Raw genomic sequence first — 26367 nt, 5'->3', positions numbered from 1 at the left:
CGTCTCGCCGCCTGCAAAGCCAGGCGGCAAATGGAAACTTCCTTCACGCCTGGCCCCGCTGTAATTGTGTCAGGTGACGCTGAGGGCTGCGCAGGTTCACTGCTTTCGGCTGGCGGAAAATCATTTCCGCCAGGACGATGTCAATAATGATATTCTTCACCGGCCTCGGTCCATTACTCACCGGCAAGCGCCTCCAGCTTATCGCGAAAGCCAGTCACCGCAATGGCGCGATTGTCCGCCCGCCAGCGATCCTGCGGGCCGGGGGCCGAACTCTGCACGGCGATCACCTGCCAGCCGTCCTCCGTTTTCAGCAGCAGCGGCGAGCCGCTGTCGCCAGGCAGGGTGTCACACTGATGCGACAGTACGCTGGTTTGCGCCCACCCTGTCACGATGCAATCCTGGTGGCTGTAAAGATTATCGAGATGATCTTCAGGATAGCCAGACTGGGTAACTTTACGGTCCGCCGCCTTCAGCGCGGCGGTGAGATCGGCCTTGCTGCCCGGAAAGAGCGGGATCGGCGTAATGCCAGACGGAGCATAGCGCAGCACGATCAGACCAAAATCGGACGGCGCCGCAGCGGAAGGGACAATCCAGCCGTCGCCATCGGCTTTCAGGCGTCTGCCTAAGCTGGGATCGACTCGCCCGTCAATGCCGTGGATCTCATAGACCCAGTTGCCCTTGCGGGAAATAAAGCGCAGGGCGACCGCTTTGTCCGGCTTGCCGCGCGGGGGCGTTAACAGACAGTGGCCCGCGGTCAGCGCCAGATGCGGAGAGATGAGCGTCGCCGTACACAGATTGCCGCTGGCGGTTTCCAGCTGGCCAATCGCGTCCCACGGACTCTCCTCGGGGCGGTTCACCGCTTTGCGGTCATCGTGACCGAAAAACAACGTCTTAATATCTTTGGCGCTCAGTCCGCTATCATCGGCATGTGCGCCCAGAGGTAACAGATAAAATGAACACAGTAATAACAGAACGTCTCTACGCATATCACTCTCTGGGGAGGCTATGATGTCTATTGACAGTAGCAGGAGATTTAAGTTTTTGAAAGTAAACAATAATTCTAAACAGGCCAAACCGTATACCACATCAGCGCGCGGTGGGGTCTGGCGCTGGTAAAACCTCCTGATTTCAAGCGGTTAATACCAGTGTTCTGCTTGTGCTATTTCCGCAGAAAGTGGCGTCTTGCGCAACAAAATTCATGTATCAGAACGTACTGAATTCGGTTAATAATGCAGCAATTCATCCGTGGGATTATTCCTGGTTTGTCAGCATAATGCCCAAAAATAATACTTTTACCCACCAGATCTTCACCGGAATTCGCACTTCTTTACGCCTCTCGTAATTATTTTCAATGCGAAACATTTTCTCACCGAAAACGTTGTTACCGTCGCCCTGCCGTTGAGTAAATAGAGAGGTAGTACCGGCGATGATAGCCTGAACTCTATTTCCCCTGCGTTCGGAGGGCTTATGTCTAAAAAAGGTATTCGCGCACTGGTTTATGTTTCCCTGGTCTCAGTCGCTATCTGGGGCGCGACCGGCTATCTGGTGATGGAAGCCGTGCGTGCATTGTGATGGGCGCGCCACCCGGCAAGGGCCAGGCGTGCGATATATTACGACTAACATGTCTGGCGTCTTCTGGCGCCGGACATTTTTTTGCGCCGCAGAGAGTCACAGGATAATGGGAAGCGGGGAGCGGGTCAGCGATAGCCGCACGGTATTCATTTTAATGAAAAGCTGGTAGAAGCAGCAAAATGCGGGCGCGGGATAAATAATTAAGAGAGGAAAAAACGGGTTGCAACCACTGCGCATATAATTAGCAGGATCAGGATGAGCTCAAAACGATAGCGCCGCAGCATAGTGCTCTCCAGAAAAAACGGCGCTGAAACAGCGCCGATTATTAAGAAGGTTGGTTCACCGGGAGGAATTATGCTGCCGGCTGTGCAGTCGGTTTAGCGGCCTGGTGTTTAGTGGTTTTGTGGTGTTTTTTCGCTGCCTGCGCTTTCTGGGCTGCCGGTTTAGCCGCAGCTTTGTGATGCTTTTTCGCCGCCTGAGCTTTCTGCGGAGCAGCTGGTTTAGCTGCTACTTTTTTGTGTTTTTTAGCGGCCTGGGCTTTCTGAGCAGCGGCTGGTTTAGCTTCTGCTTTTTTGTGTTTTTTGGCAGCCTGAGCTTTCTGCTCTGCGGCCGGTTTTGCCGCGGCTTTGTGGTGTTTTTTGTGATGGGTGGTCTTGGCAGCCGTGCTGTGGGTGGCAGCCGGTGCCTGAGTGGTGCTTACTGCGTCAGCAGCGAAAGCGGCGGAAGAGAGACCCATAGCAGCGGCAACGACCAGAGCTAATACTTTTTTCATTCTGATATCCTCGAAAAGTTTTCTTAATTTCAACCCCACTGCGGGGCCGGTGAAATCACTATATGCTTGTCTTTTCGAGCTTTCCGTGAGTGTTTGGTATCGGCGTGTAACCGAATGTACAAGGCGGGAACGACAGGACGCGCCGGGTAGCCCGGCGCGTATGATTACAGGTAGCGAGTGGTCAGGTGCTCGCGGAAGTAGCGGCTATTAAGATCCTCACCGGTGGCCTGCTGAATCAACTGCGAGGTGGTGAAGCGGCTGCCATGCTGCCAGATATTCTGCCGCAGCCAGTCGAACAGGGCGCTGAAATCGCCTTCCTCAATATCGCGATCTAATGTCGGCAGCGCGCGGCGGGCCGCGGCCATCAACTGCGCGGCATACATCGCGCCCAGGGTATAGGAAGGGAAATAGCCGAATCCGCCGTCGGTCCAGTGAATATCCTGCATGCAACCATCCCGATAGTTTCCGGTGGTCGACAGCCCCAGCCAGTGATGCATTTTCTCGTCCCACAGCGACGGGATATCATCTACCTCAATCTCGCCGTCGATCAGCGCACGTTCAATTTCATAACGCAGGATGACATGCGCCGGGTAGCTCACCTCATCGGCATCGACGCGAATAAAGCCGGGTTTCACCTGCTGATTCCAGGCGACAAAGTTGTCCTGGCTAAAGGCCGGCCGATCGCCAAACCGCTCGCGCACCGCCGGTAACAGGCGATTAAGAAAACGCTCGCTGCGTCCCAGCTGCATTTCAAAAAACAGGCTCTGCGACTCGTGGATAGCGGTGGAGCGGGCGAGTCCTACGGGCTGGTCGACCCACGGGCGAGGTAGATTCTGCTCGTAGCGGGCGTGGCCGGTTTCGTGGATCACGCCGAACAGAGCGCTGAGCAGGTCGTTTTCGTTGTAGCGGGTGGTGATGCGCACATCCTGGGGTACGCCGCCGCAGAACGGGTGGGCGCTGATGTCGAGGCGCCCGCCGTCGAAGTCAAAGCCAAGGATACGCATCGCCTGCAGGCCCAGCTCCCGTTGTTCAGCAATGGGGAAAGGCCCCTGCGGGGCGATTAGCGTCTGCTTCGCCTGCTTCTCCACCGCCTGGCTAAGCAGGGAAGGTAGCCACGATTTGAGATCGGCGAACAGGCTGTCCAGCCGCGCGCTGGTCATATCCGGTTCGAAAATATCCAGCAGCGCGTCGTAGCGTGAGCCGCCCCTGGCATCGGCGCGGATCTGCGCTTCCTGACGGCTCAGTCTGACCACCTCGCGTAGGTTGTCGGCAAAGCCCGTCCAGTCATTGGCGGGACGCTGGCTGCGCCAGGCATGTTCGCAGCGGCTGCCGGCCAGCGATTTTGCTTCCACCAGGCTCTCCGGCAGCAGCGCCGCCTGATCGTACTGACGCTGCATTTCCCGCAGGTTGGCCTGTTCAACATCATTAAGATCCTGCTGGCGGGCCTCCTGTAACCATTGTCCCACTTTTTTATCGGTCAGGATCTGATGCTGCAGCACGCGGAGCTCGGCCAGCGCTTCGCCGCGGGCGACGCTCCCGCCCGGAGGCATCATCGCGAACATATCCCAGCCGGCGATGGCGGCGAGATGCGAAAAGCGCGACAGGCGCTGAAAGGTACGGGTAAGCTGCTGATAAGGCGTATTTTCAGTCATAGTGGCGTTCGGTCCGTGACAGGTGAATAAAGAGATTATCGCTTTGCCTCTACACTATCCTGATACGCCCGGCGGGTCGAGCGTTGCGCACAGGGGAAGGGAAAGACACATGGCGGGAGAATAAGCTCACCTCTGTGATCGGTGTGACAGAAAACGGTAACATAACGGTACTAAACTGTGATCGATTACACAGGTCTGGAGGTTCGGGGGTGGTTTATGAATCCGTTCACCTGGCTGTTTATTGCACTGCTGTCCGTTGATGCCGTCAGAGAGCTGATGGGCTTGTCTTCCATAATGGGCATGTGGTGAAACGTGGCCCACAGGCCACGTCACACGCGACTATTTCAGTCGCTGATGTAAGCAGGTGCCGGTCAACAGCGCGGCAAGGAGCAGCAGCGCGATAAACCCACCGACGCCGTTCCAGCCGTAGTGATGCCAGAATACCCCGCCTAACGTCCCGGCAAGACTTGAACCCAAATAATAGCTGAACAAATACAGCGATGATGCCTGACCGCGGGCGCGGCGGGCGCGTGGGCCAATCCAGCTGCTGGCGACGGAATGCGCGGCGAAGAAGCCAGCGGAAAACAGCAGCATGCCGATGAAAATAAGCCACAGGGAAGAAAAGAGCGTCAGCAGCAGGCCGCAGAGCATCACCGCTGTAAAGCCAAGCATCACCGGCCCGCGGCCAAAGCGTACGGTCATGGCCCCTGCCTTCGGTGAACTCCAGGTCCCGGTGAGATAAGCTACCGACAGCAGGCCTACCACCGCCTGGCTTAACGACCACGGCGACATCATCAGCCGGTAGCCAATATAGTTAAACAGGGTGACAAAAGCGCCCATCAGCAGAAAACCTTCGACGAACAGCAGCGGCAGGCCACGGTCGCGCCAGTGCAGACGGAAGTTAATCAGCAGCGTTTTCGGTCGCAGCGAGGTCGGGCGGAAATGGCGCGACTCGGGCAGGATACGCCAGAACATAATCGCCGCGGCCAGCGCAAAGCCGCTGATCGCCGCCAGCGCCACGCGCCAGCCGAAGAAATCGGTAAAGACCCCGGTCAGCAAGCGGCCGCTCATGCCGCCGATGGAGTTGCCGCTGATATAGAGTCCCATCGAAAAGGCGACGAAACTGGGGTGGATCTCCTCGCTCAGATAGGTCATGCCGACCGCCGCTACGCCGCTCAGCGACAGGCCGATGAGAGCGCGCATAATCAGGATGCCGTGCCAGCTGGTCATCATAGTCGACAACAGTGAACAGCAGGCGGCCAGCAGCAGGGCGGTGACCATCACCGGCTTGCGGCCTATAGCGTCCGACAGCGGGCCGGTAAACAGCAGGCCCACCGCCAACATCGCCGTGGAAATTGAAAGCGAAATACTGCTGCTGGCCGGCGACACGCCAAACTCGTTCGACAGCACCGGCAGGATCGGCTGCACACAGTAGAGCAGGGCAAAGGTGGCCAGACCGGCGGAGAACAGCGCGAGAGTGACGCGCATAAACTGCGGGGTGCCACGTTTAATAAACGGATCCGGGCGGGATGCACCAGCGACGCTGACCTCGCCCGCCGGCACGGTGTCAACGGTTGTTGTACGACTCACAGAGAATTCCTTGCGTAGAAGTTGCTGCTTACCAACAGAGTGTTGTGACCATTCAGCTCACATTTTTAGGGTATGAAAATGTAAATATTCTGTCTAATATATTAATAATCTCAAATAAGACGTTTTAAATATGAATATCGAGTTGCGTCATTTGCGCTACTTTGTCGCCGTCGCCGAGGAGCTACATTTTGGCCGCGCCGCGGCGCGACTGAACATCTCTCAACCACCGCTAAGTCAGCAGATTCAGATCCTTGAGCAGCAGACCGGCGCTCGCCTGTTTGCCCGTACCAACCGCAGCGTCAGCCTGACGGCGGCCGGAAAGCAGTTTCTCGCCGATAGCCGACAAATCCTCGCCCAGGTGGATGAGGCGGCTGCTCGCGCCGCCCGTCTACACCATGGCGAAACGGGTGAGCTGCGCATCGGCTTTACCTCCTCGGCCCCTTTTATTAAGGCCGTCTCCGATACGCTATCGATGTTTCGCCAACGCCTTCCGGATGTGCATATTCTCACCCGCGAGACTAACACCCGCGAACAGATAGTGCCCCTGAGCGAGGGGGCTCTGGATTTGGGGCTGCTGCGCAATACTCAACTGCCGGACACCCTGGCGTGGGAGCGGGTTCTGCGCGAGCCGCTGTTGGCGATGGTCCCGGCGAATCACCCGCTGGCCCGCCAGCCCTCGGTCAGCCTGGCGGCGCTGGCGCGCGAGCCCTTCGTCTTTTTCGACCCGCACGTCGGCACTGGCCTGTATGACGACATCCTCGGCTTGCTGCGCCGCTACGGCCACACGCCGAAGATTGCCCAGGAGGTGGGGGAGGCAATGACGATTATTGGTCTGGTGGCCGCCGGCCTGGGGGTATCGATCCTCCCGGCCTCCTTTCAGCGCGTCCAGCTCAGTGAAATGCGCTGGCTGCCGATCGACGAACAGGATGCGGTATCGGAGATGTGGCTGGTGTGGTCTAAACACCATGAGCAAGGGGCACTGGCAAAACGCTTTCGTGAGGCGCTGCTCTCCTGGAAAAGCGAGCATAATTGAGGCGAAAAGGGGTTGGAAATGTGCGGTAAATCACAAGGCTAAGTAAAAATTTGACGTTCACCATCGAAGTGCTTCACCATAGCCGAAAGTTTATTTCGAAGCGCGAAAATAAGGGAGTCAATGGTGGTAGCGGATAGTCAACCAGGCCATATCGATCAAATAAAGCAGACCAATGCGGGCGCCGTGTATCGCCTGATTGATCAGCTCGGCCCGGTATCGCGTATCGACCTTTCCCGATTTGCGCAACTGGCGCCGGCCAGCATCACCAAAATCGTCCGCGAAATGCTGGAAGCGCATCTGGTTCAGGAGACCGAGATCCAGGAGCCCGGCAGCCGCGGCCGCCCGGCGGTGGGGCTGATGGTGGAGACCGAGGCATGGCACTATCTGGCGGTGCGCATCAGCCGCGGTGAGATCCATCTTTCGCTGCGTGATTTAAGCAGTCAGCTGGTGGTGGAGGATCAGCTGGAGCTGGCGCTCACCGACAGCACGCCGTTTCTGACGCGCGTTATCGACCATATTGATCGCTTCTTTATTCGCCATCAAAAGAAGCTGGAACGCCTTACCTCCATCGCCATGACGATGCCCGGTATTATCGATACCGAAAATGGCATTATTCATCGCATGCCGTTTTATGAGGATGTTAAAGATGTCCCGCTCGGCGAAGCGCTGGCCAATCATACCGGGGTGCCAGTCTATATTCAGCATGACATCAGCGCCTGGACCATGGCGGAATCTTTGTTTGGCGCCTCGCGCGGCGCCCGGGACGTCATTCAGGTGGTCATCGATCATAACGTCGGCGCCGGGGTGATCACCGATGGGCGCCTGCTGCACGCCGGCAGCAGCAGCCTGGTGGAGATTGGCCATACCCAGGTCGATCCCTACGGCAAACGCTGTTACTGCGGCAACCATGGTTGCCTGGAGACAATTGCCAGCGTAGAAAGCGTGCTGGAGCTGGCGCAGATGCGCATGGCGCAGTCGATGAGCTCGCTGCTGCACCAGCGTCCGCTGAGCGTGGAGTGGCTTTGTCAGGCGGCGCTGCAGGGCGATTTGTTAGCCCGGGACATCATCAGCGACGTGGGTAATCACGTTGGGCGGATTCTGGCGATCATGGTCAATCTGTTTAATCCGCAGAAAATTCTGATTGGCTCGCCGTTCAATTTGGCGGCAGAAATTCTTTTTCCGGCAATTTCCAGCTGTATTCGGCAACAATCTCTCCCAGCCTATAGCCGGCATATTACCGTTGAAAGTACTCAGTTCTCCAACCGCGGAACGATGGCTGGCGCGGCGCTGGTTAAAGATGCGCTCTATAACGGATCCTTACTCATACGACTGTTACAGGGTTAACATTTTTTCATAGTCACACCAAAAATTGCGCTATCTCAAGCTGACCTCAGACGGCTTCACGTAGACTTTGCCCACCGTTGATTATTTCTCTCCCGTATATTTCATCGACAAAACTGTGGGGTTAGTGATGTTTAAGCGTTTCTTTATTACAGGTACAGACACCTCTGTCGGGAAGACAGTGGTTTCCCGTGCGCTGTTGCAGGCACTTGCTGCCAGAGGCAAAAGCGTGGCCGGGTATAAGCCTGTGGCGAAGGGCAGCAAAGAGACGCCGGACGGTTTACGTAACAAAGATGCGCTGGTGTTGCAGAGCGTCTCCACGCTGGCCTTACCCTATGAGGCTGTCAACCCCATCGCCTTAAGCGAAGACGAGAGCAGCGTGGCGCATAGCTGCCCGATCAACTACGGTCTGCTGTCCGATGGTTTGCAGCGTCTGGCCGCGCAGGTCGAACACGTGGTGGTTGAAGGCACCGGCGGCTGGCGCAGCCTGATGAACGACCTGCGGCCGCTCTCCGAGTGGGTGGTTCAGGAGCAGCTCCCAGTGCTGATGGTGGTGGGGATCCAGGAGGGGTGCATCAACCATGCGCTACTGACAGCCCAGGCGATCGCCAATGACGGTTTACCGCTGATTGGCTGGGTGGCCAATCGGATCAACCCCGGTCTGGCGCACTACGCCGAAATCATCGATGTCCTCAGCAAAAAGCTGCCGGCGCCGCTGATCGGCGAGCTGCCTTATCTACCGCGCGCCGAACAGCGTGAGCTGAGCCGCTACGTCGACTTAGACATGCTCGGCAACGTGATGGCGATAGATCGAATCCCGGCGTAACGTCCGCGACAGCACAGACGACACGACGCAGGTTATCAGCAGACCGGGCAGCAGCGTATACTGCCCGGTCATCTCGCAAATCATCAGGGTTGACATGATCGGCGCATGGGTCGTGGCGGCCAGAAACGCCGCCATGCCGGTCAGACCCATCATGATGGCCATTTCTTCACTTCCCGGTAGCCACAGCCTGCTGAAGCAGGCAAACAGCATGCCCATCGCCAGGCCGACAAACAGCGTCGGGGTGAAGACCCCGCCAGGCGCGCCGGAGCCGCTGCTGGCCAGCACCGCCAGCAGTTTGCAGATAAATATGCCCACCAGCAGCGCACCGGACGGCGGCAGCAGCAAATAGCTTTGCACTACGCTGTAGCCGTTGCCCCATACTGCCGGGGTGATGAGCGATAAGCCGCCGACAATTAGCCCGCCCAGCGCCAGCTGCCACGGCGGCGCCAGCTTTAGTTTAACGAACCCGCGGTGGCTGTAGTCCATCAGCCAGATAAACAGCGGCCCGCACAGCCCGGCCAGCAGGCCAGTCGCCAGCATTAAGCCATAGTGCAGGGCGCTGAGGTTTTGCTGTAACACGACGTGATACAGCGGCGCGGCGCCGCCATTAAGAAACTGCGTCAACAGCAGGGCGATCACCGCCGAGATCACCACCGGCCCAAGCGAGGCCAGCATCAGCGTACCAAAGAGAATTTCAGCAATAAACAGGCTGCCGGCCAGCGGGGCATGATAGGCGCTGGCCATCCCGGCAGCCGCGCCGCAGGCGACCCATAGCTTCCATTCACTCTGCGGCGTGAAGCGACGGGCAAACAGCGAGGCCGCCAGCGCGGCCAGCAGGATCATGGCGCCTTCCCGGCCAATCGCGCTGCCGGTCACCACGACCAGCAATGACGCCAGTGATTTCACCAGGCTTGCCGGCGTATCGAAACAGCCGTCGCCGGTCTCCAGGGCTTCCATATAATCGGTGGCGGCATGCGGACGCGCGACGCTGCGTCGTTGCCAGAGCCAGAGTAAGGTTCCCGCCGTCAGGCCGCCCAGCGCGGGGGTAACCAGCCGACGCCACGCCGGCAGCGACTGTGCGGCGTTGACCAGGCTCCCGCTGTCATTACTGAGCAACAGCGTTTCCAGCACCACCATAGCGTGGCGAAACAGCGCCACCGCCAGGGCGGCGAGAAGGCCAATCAGGGTGGCGATCAGCAGGCGGCGAAACATCACCTGCACATCAGGATAGGGATGAAGACGATGCATTAGTCACGGCGAGGTTCAGAAAACATTGGCTTATTGTGATAGGGAATAACCTTAGATGCAAAAGCGATAAGTGCGGGTGAAAGGCTGGGAAGCGGCAAAATAAAACCGCGCCGGATACCGGCGCGGCGAAGGGTTAACGATAGAGCGGTTTTTGCGCCACGGCGATCGGCAGATTCTCCTGCCACTGCGCCAGAGTCGCCTGCGCCAGCTGACCCAGCGCCTGATAGAAGGGGTGGGCGGCATGGTCGACAAAGACGCTCAGGAAACGCCCGGACCACGGCAGCAGGTGCCAGGCCAGCAGCTGAGCGAACAACGCATCCTGCTCCGTTTCGCACAACCATGCCGCCAGGAGTAGCACGGTGCCGAAATGATCTTCCGGTTCGTTGCCATCGGCCTCCAGCGCGATACCGTTCTCGCGCATCCACTGGCGCAGAGCCAGCGTGGAATCGCCAAACAGCACAGACTCTTTATCCAGCCAGACAGAGCCCCAGGGCGGCGCCGGCAGGGCCCATGGCCCGATAAACAGGCGCTGCCAGGCTTCCGGCAACGTTTCTTCAGCCGATGCGGCAAACCCTGACGCCAGCGGGGCTGCGACCGGGAAGGGCCACTGCTGCTGCCAGCTCCCGTCCTGGAAGGCGGCGACCAGCGGCGCAATTTCCGCGCTATTCGGCGCATAAGAGAACAGCGCGCCCAGGGTGCGGGCGCTTAACGCGACGGCGTCGCGATTTGGGATCGGCATCATCACTTATTCCTTTCTGCGGCGCGCGCCTGCGCGCCGTCTCATTAACCGGCAACCGCCATACCGACGGTCATATGCAGACCATAAAACAGGCCGCGGCCAATACATTCGGCGATCAAGACCAGCAGCAGGCCGATCAGCAGCCCCGTAGCGCGCGGCGGCTGGCGGCGGATCAGCGGACATAGCCAGCAGCCGAGGCCCAGCGCCAGCAGTACCAGGCGTAGCGCCTGGAGTTTGCCGTAATCTGGCAGCAGGGTGGCCGCCTGCTGAACCGAGCTGTGAAGGGTACTGAGCCCGGCGCTTTGCATAATGATAACTGCGGCGCTGATGACCAGCGCGGCCACGCTCAGTCCGGCAAAAAACCAGCCGTTAAAGTCGACTTTCGCCAGCCGCAGCAGCAGGGCGGCAAACAGCGGCCCGCTGAGGAGCACCGTCAGAAAGAACGCGCTGGTGGTGTAGCCATTGTACCATGTTGGCACGGTATTGATTTGGTAAACCCGGGTCATTGCGAGGACAAACAGCAGCCCTAACAGCATGGCGATCGCCAGCCAGACTTTACCCAGCGTCGCCGGCATTTTTTCCAGCACCGCCAGCAGCCACCAGAATCCGCCCACGGCGAAGAACAGAGCGCCGCTGGCGATTTCGTTGCTCAGCGCCGAGGCGCCGATGCGGTTCAGCGAGTTAAACGCGCGCAGCGGTGAACCGAGATGCATCACCGAAGCAAGAAAACCAATGCCCATCAACAGCCAGATAAAAAACATATTGCGCACCAGCCGCCGCCGGGCTTCCCGTTGGTCCCCCAGCGCCAGCCAGCCAAGACCGCTGACGATGGTCGCGCCGACCACGCACTGACCCAGCACCGTAAACAGCACCAGCGGCCATTCATGCCATCCGTTTCCCATCTCACACCTCCTTCGGGTTCGCCAGGTAACCGGTGGTATCGCCACACGGCCGGGCATTGGCGTTAGGTTTGATAACGATACTCGGCCGGGTAAAGTGCGCCGACGGCAGCGGCGCTACCGCGGCCAGCTGGCTATGCTTAGCGCGCAGTTCGGCAATTGGCCCGAAATCCAACGCCCGCAGCGGGCAGGACTCGACGCAGATCGGCTTTTTCCCCTCGGCGACGCGCTCGTGACAGCCATCGCATTTGGTCATATGGCCTTTGTCGGCGTTATACTGCGGGGCGCCGTACGGGCAGGCCATATGGCAGTAGCGGCAGCCAATGCATACCTCTTCGTTGACAACCACAAAACCGTCTTCGCGCTTATGCATCGCGCCGCTCGGACAGACCTTGGTGCAGGCCGGATCTTCACAGTGGTTACAGGCGATGGAGAGGTAATAGGCAAACACGTTCTGCTGCCAGACGCCGTTGTCCTCCTGCCAGTCGCCGCCGGCATACTCATAGATCCGGCGGAAGCTGACCTCCGGAGTCAGGTTCTTGTAGTCCTTACAGGCCAGCTCGCAGGTTTTGCATCCGGTACAGCGAGCGGAGTCGATAAAGAATCCATATTGCGTGCTCATGGTTTACTCCTTAAACCTTCTCGATATCGACCAGGTTGGTATGCTGTGGATTCCCCTTCGCCAGCGGCGACGGGCGGTGGGTGGTCAGGGTATTCATGCAGGCGCCATGGTCGATCCGATCTCCGGTCATATTGGCGTCGTGCCAGGCGCCCTGGCCCATCGCCGAGACCCCCGGCATGATGCGTGGCGTCACTTTCGCCGGAAGACGGACTTCGCCGCGCTGATTAAAAACGCGCACCATATCGCCGTTTTTAATCCCGCGTTTTTCCGCGTCAAGCGGATTGATCCATACTTCCTGGCGACAGGCCGCTTGTAATACATCAACGTTGCCGTAGCTGGAATGGGGGCGCGCTTTATAGTGGAAACCAAACAGCTGCAGCGGATACTGGCTGCGCAGCGGATCGTCCCAGCCTTCAAATGTGGAGGCGTAGACCGGCAGCGGGCTGATAACTTCGTCTTTCTCCAGCTGCCAGCGGGCGGCAATCTCTGCGAGTCGGCTGGAGTAGATTTCAATTTTGCCGGACGGGGTTTTGAGCGGATGCGCTTCAGGATCGCGCCGGAAGTCGCGATAGGCGACGAAGTGGCCGTTCGGGTCTTTGCGCTTGTAGATGCCCATTCGCTTCAGATCCTCGTAGGCCGGCAGCGCCGGATCTTTCGCCACCATTTTGGCGTACAGATACTGCAGCCACTGTTCCTGGGTACGTCCCTCGGTAAAACGTTGATGCACGTCGTCGCCGAGTCGTTTCGCCACTTCGCTTAGGATCCAGTAAATCGGTTTGCGTTCGAACTTCGCTGAGGTGGCGGGCTGAATAAAAATCAGATAGCCCATATTGCCGGCGTAATCGTTAGGAATGATATCCTCCTGCTCAACGGTCATCAGGTCGGGCAGCAGCAGGTCGGCGTATTTCGCCGACGAGGTCATAAAGTTGTCGATAACCACAATGGTTTCGCACTTGCTTTCATCCTGCAGAATTTCGTGGGTCTTATTGATGTCGGAGTGCTGGTTGATGATGGTGTTGCCCGCGTAGTTCCACAGGAACTTGATCGGCACATCCAGCTTCTCTTTTCCGCGTACGCCATCGCGGCTGGCGGTCATCTCTGGACCGCGCGCGATGGCGTCGGTCCAGGTAAAGCAGGAGATGGCGGTCTTCACCGGGTTTTCCAGCACCGGCAGGCGCTCAATGGTGATGGTGTAGGTTGATTCGCGGGCGCCGCTATTGCCGCCGTTGATGCCGACGTTGCCGGTTAAGATCGGCAGCATGGCGATCGCCCGGGCGGTGAGTTCGCCGTTGGCCTGGCGCTGGGGCCCCCAGCCCTGGCAAATGTAGGCCGGCTTGCTCATGCCGATTTCGCGCGCCAGCTTAATGATGCGCTCGGTGGGGATACCGGTAATACGCGAGGCCCACTGCGGCGTTTTAGCGATCCCGTCGTCGCCCTCGCCGAGGATATAGGCTTTGTAATGACCATTCGCCGGCGCCCCGGCCGGGAGCGTTTTCTCGTCGTAGCCAACGCAGTATTTATCAAGGAAAGGCTGGTCCACCAGATCTTCGTTAATCAACACCCAGGCGATACCGGCCACCAGCGCGGCGTCGGTGCCGGGGCGAATGGGGATCCACTCATCTTCCCGACCGGCGGCGGTATCGGTGTAGCGCGGATCGATGACGATCATTCGCGCGTTAGAGCGCTCGCGGGCCTGCTCCAGATACCAGGTAATGCCGCCGCCGCTCATCCGGGTCTCCGCCGGATTGTTGCCCAACATCACTACCAGCTTGCTGTTTTCAATATCCGAGGTGCTGTTGCCGTCGTTACTGCCGTAGGTGTAGGGCATGGCGCAGGCAATCTGCGCAGTACTGTAGGTACCGTACTGGTTAAGCGAGCCGCCGTAGCAGTTCATTAAACGCGCCACTGGCGACGCGGAAGGCGACGAACGGGTGATGTTGCCGCCGACGATCCCTGAAGAGTAGTTAATGTATACGGCTTCGTTGCCATACTGTGCTACCACGCTCTTCAGGCGGTCGGCGAGGGTATCCAGCGCCTCCTGCCAGCTGATGCGGACAAATTTGCCTTCTCCGCGCTTGCCGACGCGCTTCATGGGATAGTTAAGGCGATCCGGATGATTAATGCGCCGGCGAATCGAACGCCCGCGCAGGCAGGCGCGGACCTGATGGTCGCCGTAGCGGTCGTCGCCGGTATTATCCGTTTCGACGTAAACCACTTCATCATTACGCACGTGCAGCCGCAGGGCGCAGCGGCTGCCGCAGTTAACCGAGCAGGCGCCCCAGACAATGCGGGTGTTGTCGCCGGTAGCCTGTTGTACCGCCGCCGCGGCGCGGCGCAGCGTAAAGGGCAGGGTCAGCCCGCCGGCGGCCAGCGCGAGGGAACCGAGGGCTGTGGATTTGAGTAGCGCGCGTCGGCTGACGCCGCCGGGAGATTCCTGATTCGACATTGCTCACTCCATGATCGTTATGTTGTACGGAGAAGGGCCGCTGTGCCATTAACAGACGCAGGGGTGAGCGATAATACGTTATGGGTAGCCAGTAGACCTTATCCCTGGTCAATGCAGGGATAAGATCTTTCATTTGAAACCGAAGAGGGCTTACTGAGCGTCGTTTTCGGCGGGACTGTCGCTGTTACGCGTATAGGTGATTTTGAAGGTGTCGTTGGCGCAATGACCGACCACCTGAACCCCGGGCTGGTCTGCCTGATCGTTTGGCACAATGGCCAGGCTGAAGGCGGTTTCCGGTACGCCATTGTTGATGATCTTCTGCTGGATGTCGCTTTTGACCCGTTCACAGGAGTCGGGAGCCGCCAGTACGGCCGTGGAGCACAGCAGTAGCGCAGCGCCGGTGCAGAGGGATAGTTTCATCTTACGCTCCTTATCGATGTTATCCAGATTTAAGCATAGCAGAACTGGTGTAAACAATTGTATTTGCTAATATGATCGGATGTACACAAAAGGAATCGTCTGTGAAAAGATTGTATTGGCTGATCCCGGCAGCGCTGCTGCTGACGGCATGCGACCGTAAAAGCGCCCCGGACGCCTTCACCCCGGAGATGGCGAGTTTTTCCAATGAGTTTGAGTTTGATCCCCTGCGCGGGCCGGTGAAAGATTTTAGCCAGACGCTGCTGGATGAACACGATGTGGTGGTCAAGAAGGTGAGCGCTCAGCTCTCCAGGGAAGGGTGTTTCGATCTGCTGACCCTGGAAGATGTGGAGAACAAAACCGGCGCCACGCTGCTGCTGGACGCCAACTATTACGTCGACGGGCGCACCCACGAGAAGCGGCTGCGCCTGCAGGGCAAGTGTCAGTTGGCGGAGATGCCTGCCGCCGGGGTGAGTTGGGAGACGGATGATAACGGTTTTATTATCAGCGCACGCGGCAAAGAGACCACCGCCACCTACCGCTATGACAGCGATGGCTATCCGCTGGGAAAAACCACCACCGCCAAAGAGGAGCGATTTACCGTCGCCTCAACGCCGTCAAAGGATCCGCGTAAGAAATTGGACTATACCGCCATCAGCACCTTCAACGATCGCACGCTGGGCACGGTGCGTCAGACCTGCGACTACGACGATCACGACAATCCGCTGAGCTGTGAGCTGCAGGTGATCGATGAAAGCGTCCAGCCGCCGCTGACCCGCCACTACACCATTAAAAACCGTATTGATTATTACTGAGCCGTCGGCTTCAGCAGGGACGGCCCGGGCGTTTTGTGCTCGGCCAGATACTGGTGCTGGAACAGGCACATGCGGATGGTGTTGCGGTACTCGCCGTTAATGAAAAACTCATGGATCAGTTCACCCTCGACCATAAAGCCGAGCTTGCGGTAAATATGGATCGCTTTTTCATTCTCTTTATCAACGATTAAATACAGCTTATACAGATTTAGCACGGTAAAGCCATAGTCCATCGCCAGGCGTGCGGCGCGGGTGGCGAGACCTTTTCCCTGGAAGTCGGGGGAGATGATGATCTGAAACTCGGCCCGGCGGTGCACATGGTTGATTTCAACCAGCTCCACCAGTCCGGCTTTATCGCCATTGCATTCGATGACAAAGCGGCGCTCGCTTTGATCGTGAATATGTTTGTCGTACAGATCGGAGAGCTCAACGAAGGCCTCGTACGGCTCTTCAAACCAGTAGCGCATGACGCTGGCGTTGTTATCGAGCTGGTGGACGAAGCGCAAATCTTCGCGCTCAAGCGGGCGGAGTTTGACGTGTAGCGCGTCGGTCATGGAGATTCCTGTGGTCAAAACGGAAAAGGGATTACAGAAAGGCGGCGCCCGCAGGCGCCAGCGTGGTCAGGGAGCGGCTCAGGGATTGATCGCGCGGCCGGTGCGACGGTCAAGACAGCGCAGAGTGTTTGGCTCCCAGTAGGCATTGACGTTGGCGCTCTTCTGGCAGTTATCCTGCGCGTCGAAAGCGACATCGGCTTTATCCCACTCTTTTTCCGCCCGTTTGTTCACCTTCTGGCGCAGGCTGCGGGTGTCGTTCCATTGCTCTTTTTCCATCGACGCCTGCTGACGGCTCTGCGCGCTGTCGCCAGATTCAATCACCAGCCGGTCGGTGGCGGCATAGGAGCTGGAGGTGTAGACCACAGCGCTTAACGCCAGAATGGCGGTCAGGCACCAGCGTTTATTCAGTGTCATGTTCATCACGATTTCCTTTAAGTGATGGGTTAACCCTCAGGTTCAGTTTACTACAGCTCTTTTGTCGGGCATAGCCGGCAAAACAGCGTGGGGCAGAGGCCATTATCGCGTAGAATGGTTCAACGCTTTGTCTCTTTTACGAATCTTTTAATGCTCAAAACAACGCTGCTGTTCTTTGCTACCGCTCTGTGTGAAATCGTCGGCTGTTATCTACCGTGGCTATGGCTCAAGCGCGGGGCAACGCCGCTGCTGCTGATCCCCACCGCCCTGGCGCTGGCGCTATTCGTCTGGCTCCTGACGCTCCATCCGGCCGCCAGCGGGCGGGTATATGCCGCCTACGGTGGGGTGTACGTTTGTACCGCATTGCTCTGGCTGCGGGTCGTTGATGGGGTAAAATTAACCCATTATGACTGGGCGGGCGCGGCCATCGCCCTGTGCGGCATGCTAATCATCGTGGCGGGGTGGGGACGGGCCTAAGCCCGTCATGTGTGATCCCTGCCGCTTTTTTCAACCCTAATTCTTGTATGGTAGTCGACCTGTTGCCTTACTTATCAGACATCCTATTTCATATGACTCTGTAAGGAACAACGATGGCTATCGAGACTCTTGCCGCCCGGACCGGGGCGACGCCGTTACGCATCCGTCGGGTGCAGAAGATCACCCTGACGCTGCTGTTTATCGCCGGTATCGTCAACTTTCTTGACCGCTCTTCGCTGAGCGTCGCCGGGGAGGCGATACGCGCCGACCTGGGCCTTAGCGCCACCGAGTTCGGGGTGCTGCTCTCCGCCTTTTCGCTCTCCTACGGCTTCGCGCAACTGCCCTCCGGTATTTTGTTGGATCGCCTGGGGCCACGGATTGTGCTGGGCGCCGGGCTGATTTTCTGGTCCGCAATGCAGGCCCTGACCGGGATGGTCAATTCGTTCTCGCATTTTATTCTGCTGCGCATTGGCCTCGGGATCGGCGAAGCGCCGTTTATGCCAGCCGGCGTGAAATCGATCAACGACTGGTATGCGCAAAGAGAGCGCGGCACGGCGGTGGGAATATTCAACTCCTCGACGGTGCTGGGCCAGGCTATCGCCCCGCCGGCCCTGGTCATCATGCAGTTGGCCTGGGGTTGGCGAACGATGTTTGTGGTGATTGGTTTAGCCGGGATCGTGGTCGGCCTGTGCTGGTATGTGGGCTACCGTAACCGTCGGCAGTTTACCCTGCAGGAGGAGGAGCAGCAGTATCTGGCCAGTGAGGAGGCGGCCCGCCCGGCGCTGAAGTTTAGCGAATGGCTGGCTCTGTTTAAACGGCGGACTACCTGGGGGATGATCCTCGGCTTTTCCGGTGTGAACTACACCGGCTGGCTGTATATCGCCTGGTTACCCGGCTATTTGCAGGCGCAGCAGGGGTTAAGCCTGGCCCGTACCGGCTGGGTGGCGGCGATCCCGTTTCTTGCCGCGGCGGTGGGGATGTGGGTCAACGGCCTGGTGGTCGATGCCCTGGCGCGCAGAGGCTACGATCAGGCGAAAACCCGCAAAACGGCGATTGTTATCGGTCTGGTGCTGTCGGCGCTGGGCACCTTGCTGGTGGTGCAATCGTCCACGCCAGCCCAGGCGGTGGCTTTTATCTCCATGGCGCTGTTTTGCGTTCATTTTGCCGGGACGTCCGCCTGGGGGCTGGTGCAGGTAATGGTGGCGGAGCATAAAGTGGCTTCGGTGGCGGCGATCCAGAACTTCGGCAGCTTTGTGTTTGCCTCTTTCGCGCCGATCGTGACCGGCTGGGTAGTGGATACGACTCACTCTTTCAATCTGGCGCTGGTGATCGCCGCCGGGGTGACCTTTGCCGGGGCGCTGTGCTACTTCTTTATCGTCAAAACTCGCATCGATTAGCAACGCTCGGCGATTCGTCAACAGCAGGCCCGCAGGGACGCGCGGCCGCCATGTTCTTCTCCTCCCGTTACCTGCGCTATCCTGTCACTGCGGCGATTGCAGCCATGTGCCCTGTGCTTTATCAGGCGAGATCTTCTTGTATGGTAGTTGACAGAAATCAAAGATGTTATACCAATTGCGTGAGATGGTTGAGGCACAAAGGCATTCTCCTCGAGAGTTCTCCCCGAGAATGGTTGATGGGCTACATAACAACGAGAGTCATCATGGAAAACACCCTCTTAACCGCTAACGCCACGCTGCCGACCTACGATCGCAGCGCACTGATCCCCCGTATCGTTCATCTTGGTTTTGGCGCGTTTCATCGCGCTCATCAGGCTGTGTATGCCGATATACTGGCCAGCGAGCACGGCAGCGACTGGGGCTACACCGAAGTTAATCTGATTGGCGGCGAGCAGCAGATCGCCGATCTCCAGCAGCAGGATCTGCTGTATACCGTCGCCGAAATGTCCGCCGACGCCTGGACCGCGCGCGTGGTTGGTGTGGTGAAGCAGGCGCTGCACGCCGGGGTTGATGGTCTCGAAGCGGTGCTGGCGGCGATGTGTCAGCCACAGGTGGCCATTGTCTCCCTGACGATTACTGAGAAAGGCTATTGCCATTCGCCAGCCAGCGGCGAACTGCAGCTCGATCACCCGCTGATCGCCGCCGATTTGCATAACCCGCACCAGCCAAAATCGGCGGCGGGGGTAGTGGTGGAGGCCTTATCTCGCCGCCGGGCGGCCGGCCTGCCTGCTTTTACCGTGATGTCCTGCGATAACATGCCGGAAAATGGTCACGTGATGCGCAACGTCGTCTGCGCCTACGCCCGGGCTTTAGACGAGGATCTTGCCGCATGGATAGAGCAGAATGTCACCTTTCCGTCGACCATGGTGGACCGGATTGTCCCGGCGGTGACTGCCGAAACCCTCGATAAAATTACCCAGCTGACCGGGGTTCGCGACCCGGCCGGGGTGGCCTGCGAACCTTTCCGTCAGTGGGTGATTGAGGATAACTTTGTTGCCGGACGTCCGCAGTGGGAGAAAGCGGGAGCGGAACTGGTCGCCGACGTGGTGCCTTTCGAAGAGATGAAGCTGAGAATGCTCAATGGTAGCCATTCGTTCCTCGCTTATCTCGGCTATCTGGCCGGTTATCAGCATATCAACGACTGTATGCAGGACGATAACTACCGTCGCGCGGCGCTGTCGTTGATGCTGGACGAACAGGCACCAACGCTGAAGGTGCAGGGGGTGGATCTGTCACGCTATGCCAGTTTGCTGATTGACCGTTACTGCAATCCGGCGCTGAAGCACCGCACCTGGCAGATAGCCATGGACGGCAGCCAGAAGTTGCCCCAGCGCATGCTGGACTCAATACGCTGGCATCTGGTGCATCAGCGTGATTTTACACTGCTGGCGCTGGGCGTGGCAGGGTGGATGCGCTACGTTGGCGGCGTTGACGATGCGGGCCAGGCAATCGAGATATGCGACCCGTTGTTGCCGGTTATCCAGCAAGCGGTGGCTGCCAGCGCCGATGGCGAAGCGCGAGTCAAAGCGCTGCTGGGTATTGAGGCGATTTTCGGCGTCGAACTGCCGCAGGAGTTACGCTTTGTCACGGCGGTGACCCGCGCCTACTTAGCGCTGCAGCGGCAGGGGGCTAAAGCTACCGTCGCCGCGTGGGCCGCCGCGCAATAATCTTTTTCCGGTGTCGGTCCCGGGGTCGACACCGGCTCTTCAGTTATTTCTACGATACTCCGCTGATGTCTATTTTTTGCTAGCGATCGGTTTTAGCAGACGCAGAATATGATCGAACGCAATGTCTATACATAACTCTATATTTCCCTGATTTACTAAAGATAATTAGCTGTTATTTTTCCGAACAATGACTGGTATTTCACCGCAATAATGGCATAGTTAAGTTATTGAAAAAGAACTTTCTCTGCGAAAGGAGTACGGGCCATGTATAAAAAAATTTTATTGCCTGTTGATGTCTTTGAAATGGATTTAAGCGATAAAGCGGTGCGTCACGCGGAATTTCTCGCTTCGGCCGAAAATGGCGAGATCACCTTGCTCAACGTTCTGCCGAACAGCAGCCGTTCGCTATTGCGCGGTTTTACGGCGGATATTCGTAAGTTTGAAGCCTATATGAAAGAAGAGTCGGAGAAAAAAATGCGCGAGGTGGCGCGACTGTTCGCCATCCCCATGACGCGGATCCATACCCGCGTAGTCTTTGGCAACGTGCGTGACGAAATTCTGGCTCTCAGTAACAACGAAGAGTTCGATGTCATTGTGATTGGTTCCCGCAAACCGGGGATCTCCACCCATCTGCTGGGCTCCAACGCCGAGTCAATTCTGCGCTACGCCAAAACGCCGGTATTGGTCGTTAGATAATCCCTTCAATGACGACGGCTGCGTCGGCCATGCCGGCAGCCGTCTGGCTCTTATTCTTCACTAAACCAGTCGCGGTTCTCCTGGCGAATCAGCAGTACGGATTCGCTGATTTCATGCAAATGGATACTCATGGCTTTTTCTACCGCCTCGGCATCGCGTTTTTCCAGCGCGGTGAAAATCTCATGATGCTGGCGCAGAAGCATCTCCGGAGAGGTGACATGGTCCAGACTCATATAGCGGACGCGATCGATGGCGGCTTTAATATTTTCCACCGTCTCCCAGGCCAGCTGACAGTCGGCGATAATCGAAAGCTTCTGGTGAAATTCATCATCGAGCAGGAAAAAGTCGTTTAACTGCTGCCGATCAACGGCAATACGCTGCTGGTGAAGATTCTGTTCCAGCTGATAAAGTTGCTCTTCGTTAATCATGCCGGCGGCACGGCGAACCACCGCGCACTCAATCGCCTGGCGGACGAAGCAACCATTACGCACCTGCGACAATGAGATTTTATTGACGTAGCTACCGCGCTGGGGACGAATCTGGATAAGTCCGTTTTCCGCCAGCTTAATGAAGGCTTCGCGCACCGGCTGACGAGACACCGCAAAACGCACGGAGACTTCTTTCTCCGACAGCGGTGTACCAGGCGGGATCAGGCAGTGAACGATATCCCGGCGGAGGATGCGATAAATTTGCTGATTGACGGGTTGCGTCGGATTCAGTTGCGATTCTGCGGCCATTGATGGTTACTTTTTAGGGGGTTATGCGCACTATTTTACGCGTTTTTTGCGTTTCCGCCCATACCCGGCCCGCAGGCCGGGTGGCTGACGGTTAGCCCTGACGGTGAACGCTGAGTCCGGCAAAGCTCTGACTCACCGGCATCATCTCCAGGGTGTTGATGTTGACATGTTTCGGCAGGGTGGCGACCCACCAGACCGCCTCGGTCACATCTTCCGGCGTTAGCGCTTGGGTATTTTCGTAAGCTTTTTCGGCTTTAGCGTCATCGCCCTTAAAGCGGACGTTAGAAAACTCGGTGCCGCCCACCAGACCCGGCTCGATGTCGGTCACGCGCACCGCGGTGCCGTGCAGGTCGGTACGAAGATTGAGGCTAAACTGACGGACAAAGGCTTTGGTCGCCCCATAGACGTTTCCGCCGGCGTAAGGCCAGCTGCCTGCCGTAGAGCCGATATTGATGATATGGCCGCGATTGCGCTCCACCATCCCCGGCAGCACGGCGCGGGTCATGTACACCAGCCCTTTATTATTGGTGTCGATCATATCTTCCCAGTCTTCCACACTGGCGCGGTGCGCCGGCTCCAGACCAAGCGCCAGGCCGGCGTTGTTCACCAGCACATCGATAGCCTGCCACTCGGCGGGCAGGTCAGCAATCAGCGTCTCAATGGCGGCGCGGTTGCGGACGTCAAGTTGCGCGATATAAAGGTTATCGCCCAGCTCGTCTTTCAGCGTCTTCAGGCGCTCTTCACGACGACCGGTGGCAATCACTTTATGACCGTTAGCGATAAAACGGCGAGTAATACTTTCACCAAAACCGGCGGTGGCGCCGGTGACCATGATAATCATCTTACTGTTCCTCAACGCTTTTTGTGTTTTCATACCATAGCACGCACAGGCGGCGACCGGTAACGGAAATCATTGCGACCCCTTAAGGAGAGGCCTAATCTTACAGCATTAGCCTGTACAGGAGAGAAAGATGTCCGAACGAAACCCCTTTTTTAGCGTCAGTACGTTGCCTTACCAGGCGCCGCCGTTCGATGTGATTGACGACAGCCACTATCGCCCGGCGTTTGATGAGGGCGTCCGGCAGCAGCGGGCCGAAATTCGCGCTATTATCGACAATCCGCAGCCGGCCAGTTTCGCCAACACGCTCGAGGCGCTGGAGCAGAGTGGTCAGCTGCTGGCGCGGGTGACGCGGGTCTTTTTCGCCATGGCTGGCGCCCATACCAATCCTTATATTCAATCACTGGATGAACAATTTTCCGCCGAACTCGCCGAGCTGGGGAATGACATCTGGCTTAATGCGGCCTTGTTTCAGCGCGTGAACAGCGTCTACGAGCAGCGCGACGCGCTGGCGCTGGACAGCGAGTCCTATCGTCTCCTGACCCTGACGTGGCAACGTTTTGTTCACGCCGGGGTGACGCTGGCTCCCGAGCAGCAGGCGGCGCTGCGCACACTGAACACCGAAGCGGCTACGCTGCAAAGTCAGTTCCAGCAGCGACTGCTGGGAGCGGCAAAAAGCGGCGGCCTGGTGGTTGATTACCGGCATCAACTGGCTGGCCTGAGCGATGAGGAGATAGCGGCGGCGGCTGACGCAGCGCGTGAAAGAGGGCTTAGCGACCGCTGGTTGCTGACGCTGACCAATACCACCCAGCAGCCGCAGCTGCTTGCGCTGCGCGACCGGCAAACGCGGGAGAATCTCTTCGCCGCCGGCTGGACCCGCAATCAGCAGGGCGATGAGCATGATACGCGTGACCTGGTACTGCGGCTGGCGGCGATCCGCGCGCAGCAGGCTGAGCTGTTGGGCGCCGCTGATTACGCCAGCTGGGCGCTGACCGATCAAATGGCGGCTTCCCCGGCGGAGGCATTGGGCTTTATGCGCCGGATAGCGCCGGCGGCGCGGGCGCGGGCGGAACGAGAGCTGGCGGACATCCAGCAGGTGATCGACAACGAAGGCGGGGGTTTTCGCGCGACGGCATGGGACTGGCTTTACTACAGCGAGCAGGTGCGGCGGGCTGCCTATGCCATTGATGACGCGCAGCTCAAACCCTATTTTGCCCTCGAGCGGGTGCTGCACGACGGCGTCTTCTGGACGGCAACGCAGCTCTTTGGGCTGCGCTTTGTTGAGCGCTTCGATATACCGGTCTATCACCCGGATGTGCGGGTCTGGGAGATCTTCGATCACAACGGCGAAGGGATGGCGCTGTTTTACGGTGACTACTACGCTCGTGACTCAAAGAGCGGCGGCGCATGGATGGATGTGTTTGTCGAACAGTCGACTCTGCGCGCGCAGCGCCCGGTTATCTACAATGTCTGCAACTACGTCCGCCCGCAGGCAGGGCAGAGCGCGCTGCTGTCGTGGGATGAGGTGATCACCCTGTTTCATGAGTTCGGCCATACCCTGCATGGGCTGTTCGCCAGCCAGCGCTACGCCAGTCTCTCGGGGACCAATACGCCGCGCGATTTTGTCGAATTTCCTTCGCAGATCTTCGAACACTGGGCCAGCCAGCCGCAGGTGTTTGCCCACTACGCGAAGCACTACCAGTCCGGGGAGCCGATGCCGCAGGCGCTACGCGACAATATGTTGCGTGCGGCAACCTTCAATAAAGGGTACGACATGAGCGAGCTGTTGGCTGCTGCGTTACTCGATATGCGGTGGCATAGCCTGTCGACCTCGGCATTACCGGAGGAGGTGGACGCGTTTGAGCAACTGGTGCTTCGGGAAGAGAACCTGGATCTGGCGGCGGTCCCCCCGCGCTATCGCAGCAGCTATTTCTCCCATATCTTCGGCGGCGGCTATGCGGCAGGCTATTACGCCTATCTGTGGACCCAGATGCTGGCCGACGACGGCTATCAATGGTTCGTGGAGCAGGGCGGTTTGACCCGTGAGAACGGTCAGCGTTTCCGTGAGGCGATTTTATCACGCGGGAACAGCACTGATTTAGCTGAACTTTATCGCCAGTGGCGCGGGCACGATCCGCAGATTGAGCCGATGCTGAAAAATCGCGGGTTGAGTGCGTAGGGCAATTTTAGTCTGACAAGATAACCGGGCGCGCTGCCCGGTTTTTTGTCTGATCTAGTCGTAACCTTATATTTCTTTTACCTCACGCTGCCTAAATCTTTATCGCTCTCTCTCCCTTTAAGCATTAGCGTGGCTTCTTCGATACGAATGAAGCGCCCGGAATCATCTATTTCAGCGAACATATAAACTTCCATGTCCACCTCTTCTCCGCTGCGCCTGGTGCACAGAACGCGATGCCTTGTGGCATAAAGATTCCCGTTACGAAGTTCGTCATGTAACTCAATTTTAGCGAAGGCGATAATTTCCCGGAGTCTACGCGCATGCTGAGCAAAGCCATCTAATCCTTCCCACTTGTTATCAGTACGCTGCCGAAAACCGGGACTAAAATAGCGACTGAGTATCCGATCCAGTGGTATCTGTTGGTGGTTGATAATGTCATCCAATACCCTAGTAATAGTAATCATTTTGATGGTTAGTCCTCTGTGAAAGTGATGAATACTTTACAATCGACTAACTGGCTTCAGTACGGTATAAAAGACATTAAACACCTCAAACACGCCAATATGCACGATCCATTGATTCCATTCGAACCGGTGTTTTCACCCCAGGGACCCACTTTACTCGTCGCGGTACGTCAGTCTGAGGTAATACGGGAGACTCCACGCCACCATCACAGCTGTGGGCAGTTAATCGGTGCCATACGTGGGCTACTTACGGTCGATGGCGGTGATTGTCGCTGGGTGGTACCGGCAACACATGCCGTCTGGATACCGCCAGGTGTTCCGCACGGCCTGCGCTCGCACGGTCCATATTCAGGATGGAGTGTTTATGTTTCTGCCAAAGCCTGTGGCGAGCTACCTGATAAGCCATCTGTTCTCTCAATGACAAATCTGCTGCGTGAAGCGATAACGCGAGCGGCTGCATGGCAAGGTGTAGAGCTTACTGCGTCCCAAAAACGTTTAGCTGGCGTTATTCTTGATGAAATTGGTTCCCTTCCCAGGGTTAATCTTGGGCTTCCAATGCCGCAAGATAGCCGATTGCTCAGAATCGCGCAGGCGCTGTCAGCAAACCCGGACGACGGGCGCAGGTTGGAAGAATGGGCAGCCTGGGCCGGCATGTCATCACGCACGCTCACGCGACGATTCCGAGCCGAAACGGGTTTTAGCTTCAATGAATGGCGACAGCGGATACGCTTACTCAGGGCTCTTGAGCTACTGGCTGCCGGCAAGCCAGTGACGGCGATAGCGCTGGATCTGGGATATGACAATGTGAGTGCCTTCATAGCCTTGTTCCGTCGGATGTTCGGCACTACTCCAGGGCGGTATAAAATTTAATTATCTCTTCGCTGAACATGATGCGTTATCCGCCGCTTTGAT

Annotated in this window: 27 protein-coding genes; 11 read left to right on the top strand and 16 right to left on the bottom strand. The window is 57.8% G+C overall.

What is annotated here, in order from left to right; genetic code table 11:
• Positions 1 to 43: 43 nt before the first annotated feature.
• The 4 genes from OHJ17_RS13495 to OHJ17_RS13480 all read right to left on the bottom strand — a co-directional run bounded on the left by OHJ17_RS13495 (position 44) and on the right by OHJ17_RS13480 (position 3996).
• Positions 44 to 160: a hypothetical protein gene (locus OHJ17_RS13495; protein ID WP_002903685.1), complete on the bottom strand. Its 117-nt coding sequence runs from the start codon at positions 158 to 160 to the stop codon at positions 44 to 46.
• A 13-nt stretch (positions 161 to 173) separates the two neighbouring features.
• Positions 174 to 986: a trypsin-like serine peptidase gene (locus tag OHJ17_RS13490; protein WP_002903687.1), complete on the bottom strand. Its 813-nt coding sequence runs from the start codon at positions 984 to 986 to the stop codon at positions 174 to 176.
• Between the two features lie 938 nt (positions 987 to 1924).
• Entirely contained in the window at positions 1925 to 2344 is a 420-nt protein-coding gene (gene asr, locus OHJ17_RS13485) for an acid resistance repetitive basic protein Asr (protein WP_002903693.1), read from the bottom strand.
• Between the two features lie 164 nt (positions 2345 to 2508).
• Complete coding sequence (locus OHJ17_RS13480; protein ID WP_039110630.1) at positions 2509 to 3996, bottom strand: carboxypeptidase M32; 1488 nt, start codon at positions 3994 to 3996, stop codon at positions 2509 to 2511.
• A gap of 216 nt (positions 3997 to 4212) precedes the next feature.
• Here OHJ17_RS13480 and OHJ17_RS13475 point away from each other — a divergent pair, with 216 nt between their 5' ends.
• Positions 4213 to 4305 carry a KPN_01571 family protein gene (locus tag OHJ17_RS13475; RefSeq protein ID WP_004206050.1) on the top strand — a complete coding sequence of 31 codons (93 nt, stop codon included), beginning with the start codon at positions 4213 to 4215 and terminating at the stop codon, positions 4303 to 4305.
• Positions 4306 to 4335: 30 nt separating this feature from the next.
• Here OHJ17_RS13475 and OHJ17_RS13470 read toward each other — a convergent pair whose 3' ends face one another.
• Positions 4336 to 5586: an MFS transporter gene (locus OHJ17_RS13470; protein WP_004176293.1), complete on the bottom strand. Its 1251-nt coding sequence runs from the start codon at positions 5584 to 5586 to the stop codon at positions 4336 to 4338.
• Between the two features lie 130 nt (positions 5587 to 5716).
• On the opposite strand from OHJ17_RS13470, the gene OHJ17_RS13465 reads away from it, so the two are divergent.
• The 3 genes from OHJ17_RS13465 to bioD all read left to right on the top strand — a co-directional run bounded on the left by OHJ17_RS13465 (position 5717) and on the right by bioD (position 8786).
• Positions 5717 to 6619 carry a LysR family transcriptional regulator gene (locus tag OHJ17_RS13465; RefSeq protein ID WP_002903700.1) on the top strand — a complete coding sequence of 301 codons (903 nt, stop codon included), beginning with the start codon at positions 5717 to 5719 and terminating at the stop codon, positions 6617 to 6619.
• A gap of 123 nt (positions 6620 to 6742) precedes the next feature.
• Entirely contained in the window at positions 6743 to 7963 is a 1221-nt protein-coding gene (gene mlc, locus OHJ17_RS13460; protein ID WP_114505186.1) for a sugar metabolism global transcriptional regulator Mlc, read from the top strand.
• A 127-nt stretch (positions 7964 to 8090) separates the two neighbouring features.
• Positions 8091 to 8786 carry a dethiobiotin synthase gene (gene bioD, locus OHJ17_RS13455; RefSeq protein ID WP_002903703.1) on the top strand — a complete coding sequence of 232 codons (696 nt, stop codon included), beginning with the start codon at positions 8091 to 8093 and terminating at the stop codon, positions 8784 to 8786.
• On the opposite strand, the gene clcB is transcribed toward bioD, so the two are convergent.
• The 6 genes from clcB to OHJ17_RS13425 form a co-directional block, all read right to left on the bottom strand.
• Entirely contained in the window at positions 8739 to 10034 is a 1296-nt protein-coding gene (clcB, locus tag OHJ17_RS13450; RefSeq protein ID WP_015874769.1) for a voltage-gated ClC-type chloride channel ClcB, read from the bottom strand. The genes bioD and clcB overlap by 48 nt on opposite strands.
• Positions 10035 to 10167: 133 nt before the next feature.
• A complete protein-coding gene (dmsD, locus tag OHJ17_RS13445) occupies positions 10168 to 10776 on the bottom strand; it encodes a Tat proofreading chaperone DmsD (protein ID WP_004209765.1) in 609 nt (202 codons plus the stop codon).
• 41 nt (positions 10777 to 10817) lie between these two features.
• Positions 10818 to 11675, bottom strand: a complete 858-nt coding sequence (locus tag OHJ17_RS13440) for a DmsC/YnfH family molybdoenzyme membrane anchor subunit (protein ID WP_002903710.1) — start codon at positions 11673 to 11675, stop codon at positions 10818 to 10820.
• 1 nt (position 11676) lies between these two features.
• On the bottom strand, positions 11677 to 12294 hold the full coding sequence (locus OHJ17_RS13435; RefSeq protein WP_032433063.1) for a DMSO/selenate family reductase complex B subunit: 618 nt from the start codon (positions 12292 to 12294) through the stop codon (positions 11677 to 11679).
• 10 nt (positions 12295 to 12304) lie between these two features.
• Entirely contained in the window at positions 12305 to 14740 is a 2436-nt protein-coding gene (ynfE, locus tag OHJ17_RS13430; RefSeq protein WP_267302321.1) for a selenate/tellurate reductase subunit YnfE, read from the bottom strand.
• A gap of 150 nt (positions 14741 to 14890) precedes the next feature.
• Positions 14891 to 15160, bottom strand: a complete 270-nt coding sequence (locus OHJ17_RS13425) for a DUF1161 domain-containing protein (RefSeq protein ID WP_002903714.1) — start codon at positions 15158 to 15160, stop codon at positions 14891 to 14893.
• Positions 15161 to 15261: 101 nt separating this feature from the next.
• Between OHJ17_RS13425 and OHJ17_RS13420 the strand changes: the two genes are divergently transcribed.
• Positions 15262 to 15972 (top strand): YnfC family lipoprotein, encoded by a 711-nt coding sequence (locus tag OHJ17_RS13420; RefSeq protein WP_004183934.1) that lies wholly within the window; start codon positions 15262 to 15264, stop codon positions 15970 to 15972.
• Here the strand turns inward: OHJ17_RS13420 and speG are convergent.
• Together speG and OHJ17_RS13410 are read right to left on the bottom strand one after the other, a co-directional pair.
• Positions 15966 to 16526, bottom strand: coding sequence for a spermidine N1-acetyltransferase (gene speG, locus OHJ17_RS13415; protein WP_002903719.1), 561 nt, complete (start codon positions 16524 to 16526; stop codon positions 15966 to 15968). The two genes, OHJ17_RS13420 and speG, sit on opposite strands and share 7 nt — an antisense overlap.
• A 78-nt stretch (positions 16527 to 16604) precedes the next feature.
• Positions 16605 to 16946, bottom strand: a complete 342-nt coding sequence (locus tag OHJ17_RS13410) for a DUF1283 family protein (RefSeq protein ID WP_002903720.1) — start codon at positions 16944 to 16946, stop codon at positions 16605 to 16607.
• A gap of 108 nt (positions 16947 to 17054) precedes the next feature.
• On the opposite strand from OHJ17_RS13410, the gene OHJ17_RS13405 reads away from it, so the two are divergent.
• The 4 genes from OHJ17_RS13405 to OHJ17_RS13390 all read left to right on the top strand — a co-directional run bounded on the left by OHJ17_RS13405 (position 17055) and on the right by OHJ17_RS13390 (position 21237).
• A complete protein-coding gene (locus OHJ17_RS13405) occupies positions 17055 to 17417 on the top strand; it encodes a YnfA family protein (protein WP_004219442.1) in 363 nt (120 codons plus the stop codon).
• Positions 17418 to 17530: 113 nt separating this feature from the next.
• A complete protein-coding gene (locus tag OHJ17_RS13400; RefSeq protein WP_002903724.1) occupies positions 17531 to 18814 on the top strand; it encodes an MFS transporter in 1284 nt (427 codons plus the stop codon).
• A gap of 263 nt (positions 18815 to 19077) precedes the next feature.
• Positions 19078 to 20541 carry a mannitol dehydrogenase family protein gene (locus tag OHJ17_RS13395; protein ID WP_004224666.1) on the top strand — a complete coding sequence of 488 codons (1464 nt, stop codon included), beginning with the start codon at positions 19078 to 19080 and terminating at the stop codon, positions 20539 to 20541.
• Positions 20542 to 20805: 264 nt separating this feature from the next.
• Positions 20806 to 21237 carry a universal stress protein gene (locus tag OHJ17_RS13390; protein ID WP_004183938.1) on the top strand — a complete coding sequence of 144 codons (432 nt, stop codon included), beginning with the start codon at positions 20806 to 20808 and terminating at the stop codon, positions 21235 to 21237.
• 50 nt (positions 21238 to 21287) lie between these two features.
• Here OHJ17_RS13390 and OHJ17_RS13385 read toward each other — a convergent pair whose 3' ends face one another.
• Both OHJ17_RS13385 and ydfG read right to left on the bottom strand, forming a co-directional pair.
• Positions 21288 to 21974 carry a GntR family transcriptional regulator gene (locus tag OHJ17_RS13385; protein ID WP_002903730.1) on the bottom strand — a complete coding sequence of 229 codons (687 nt, stop codon included), beginning with the start codon at positions 21972 to 21974 and terminating at the stop codon, positions 21288 to 21290.
• A 91-nt stretch (positions 21975 to 22065) separates the two neighbouring features.
• Positions 22066 to 22815 carry a bifunctional NADP-dependent 3-hydroxy acid dehydrogenase/3-hydroxypropionate dehydrogenase YdfG gene (gene ydfG, locus OHJ17_RS13380; protein WP_002903733.1) on the bottom strand — a complete coding sequence of 250 codons (750 nt, stop codon included), beginning with the start codon at positions 22813 to 22815 and terminating at the stop codon, positions 22066 to 22068.
• A 130-nt stretch (positions 22816 to 22945) separates the two neighbouring features.
• Here ydfG and dcp point away from each other — a divergent pair, with 130 nt between their 5' ends.
• On the top strand, positions 22946 to 24991 hold the full coding sequence (gene dcp, locus OHJ17_RS13375; RefSeq protein ID WP_032433067.1) for a peptidyl-dipeptidase Dcp: 2046 nt from the start codon (positions 22946 to 22948) through the stop codon (positions 24989 to 24991).
• Between the two features lie 77 nt (positions 24992 to 25068).
• On the opposite strand, the gene OHJ17_RS13370 is transcribed toward dcp, so the two are convergent.
• Positions 25069 to 25455 carry a nuclear transport factor 2 family protein gene (locus OHJ17_RS13370; RefSeq protein WP_021465457.1) on the bottom strand — a complete coding sequence of 129 codons (387 nt, stop codon included), beginning with the start codon at positions 25453 to 25455 and terminating at the stop codon, positions 25069 to 25071.
• A 27-nt stretch (positions 25456 to 25482) separates the two neighbouring features.
• Between OHJ17_RS13370 and OHJ17_RS13365 the strand changes: the two genes are divergently transcribed.
• On the top strand, positions 25483 to 26325 hold the full coding sequence (locus OHJ17_RS13365) for an AraC family transcriptional regulator (RefSeq protein WP_004179738.1): 843 nt from the start codon (positions 25483 to 25485) through the stop codon (positions 26323 to 26325).
• The last annotated feature ends 42 nt before the right edge of the window (positions 26326 to 26367 follow it).

This window comes from Klebsiella sp. KP20-425-1 (assembly GCF_025813515.1).
GTDB classification, from domain to species: Bacteria; Pseudomonadota; Gammaproteobacteria; order Enterobacterales; family Enterobacteriaceae; genus Klebsiella; species Klebsiella pneumoniae.
The sequence above is the reverse complement of the archived record's forward strand: the minus strand, read 5'-3'. Positions and strand labels throughout refer to the sequence as shown.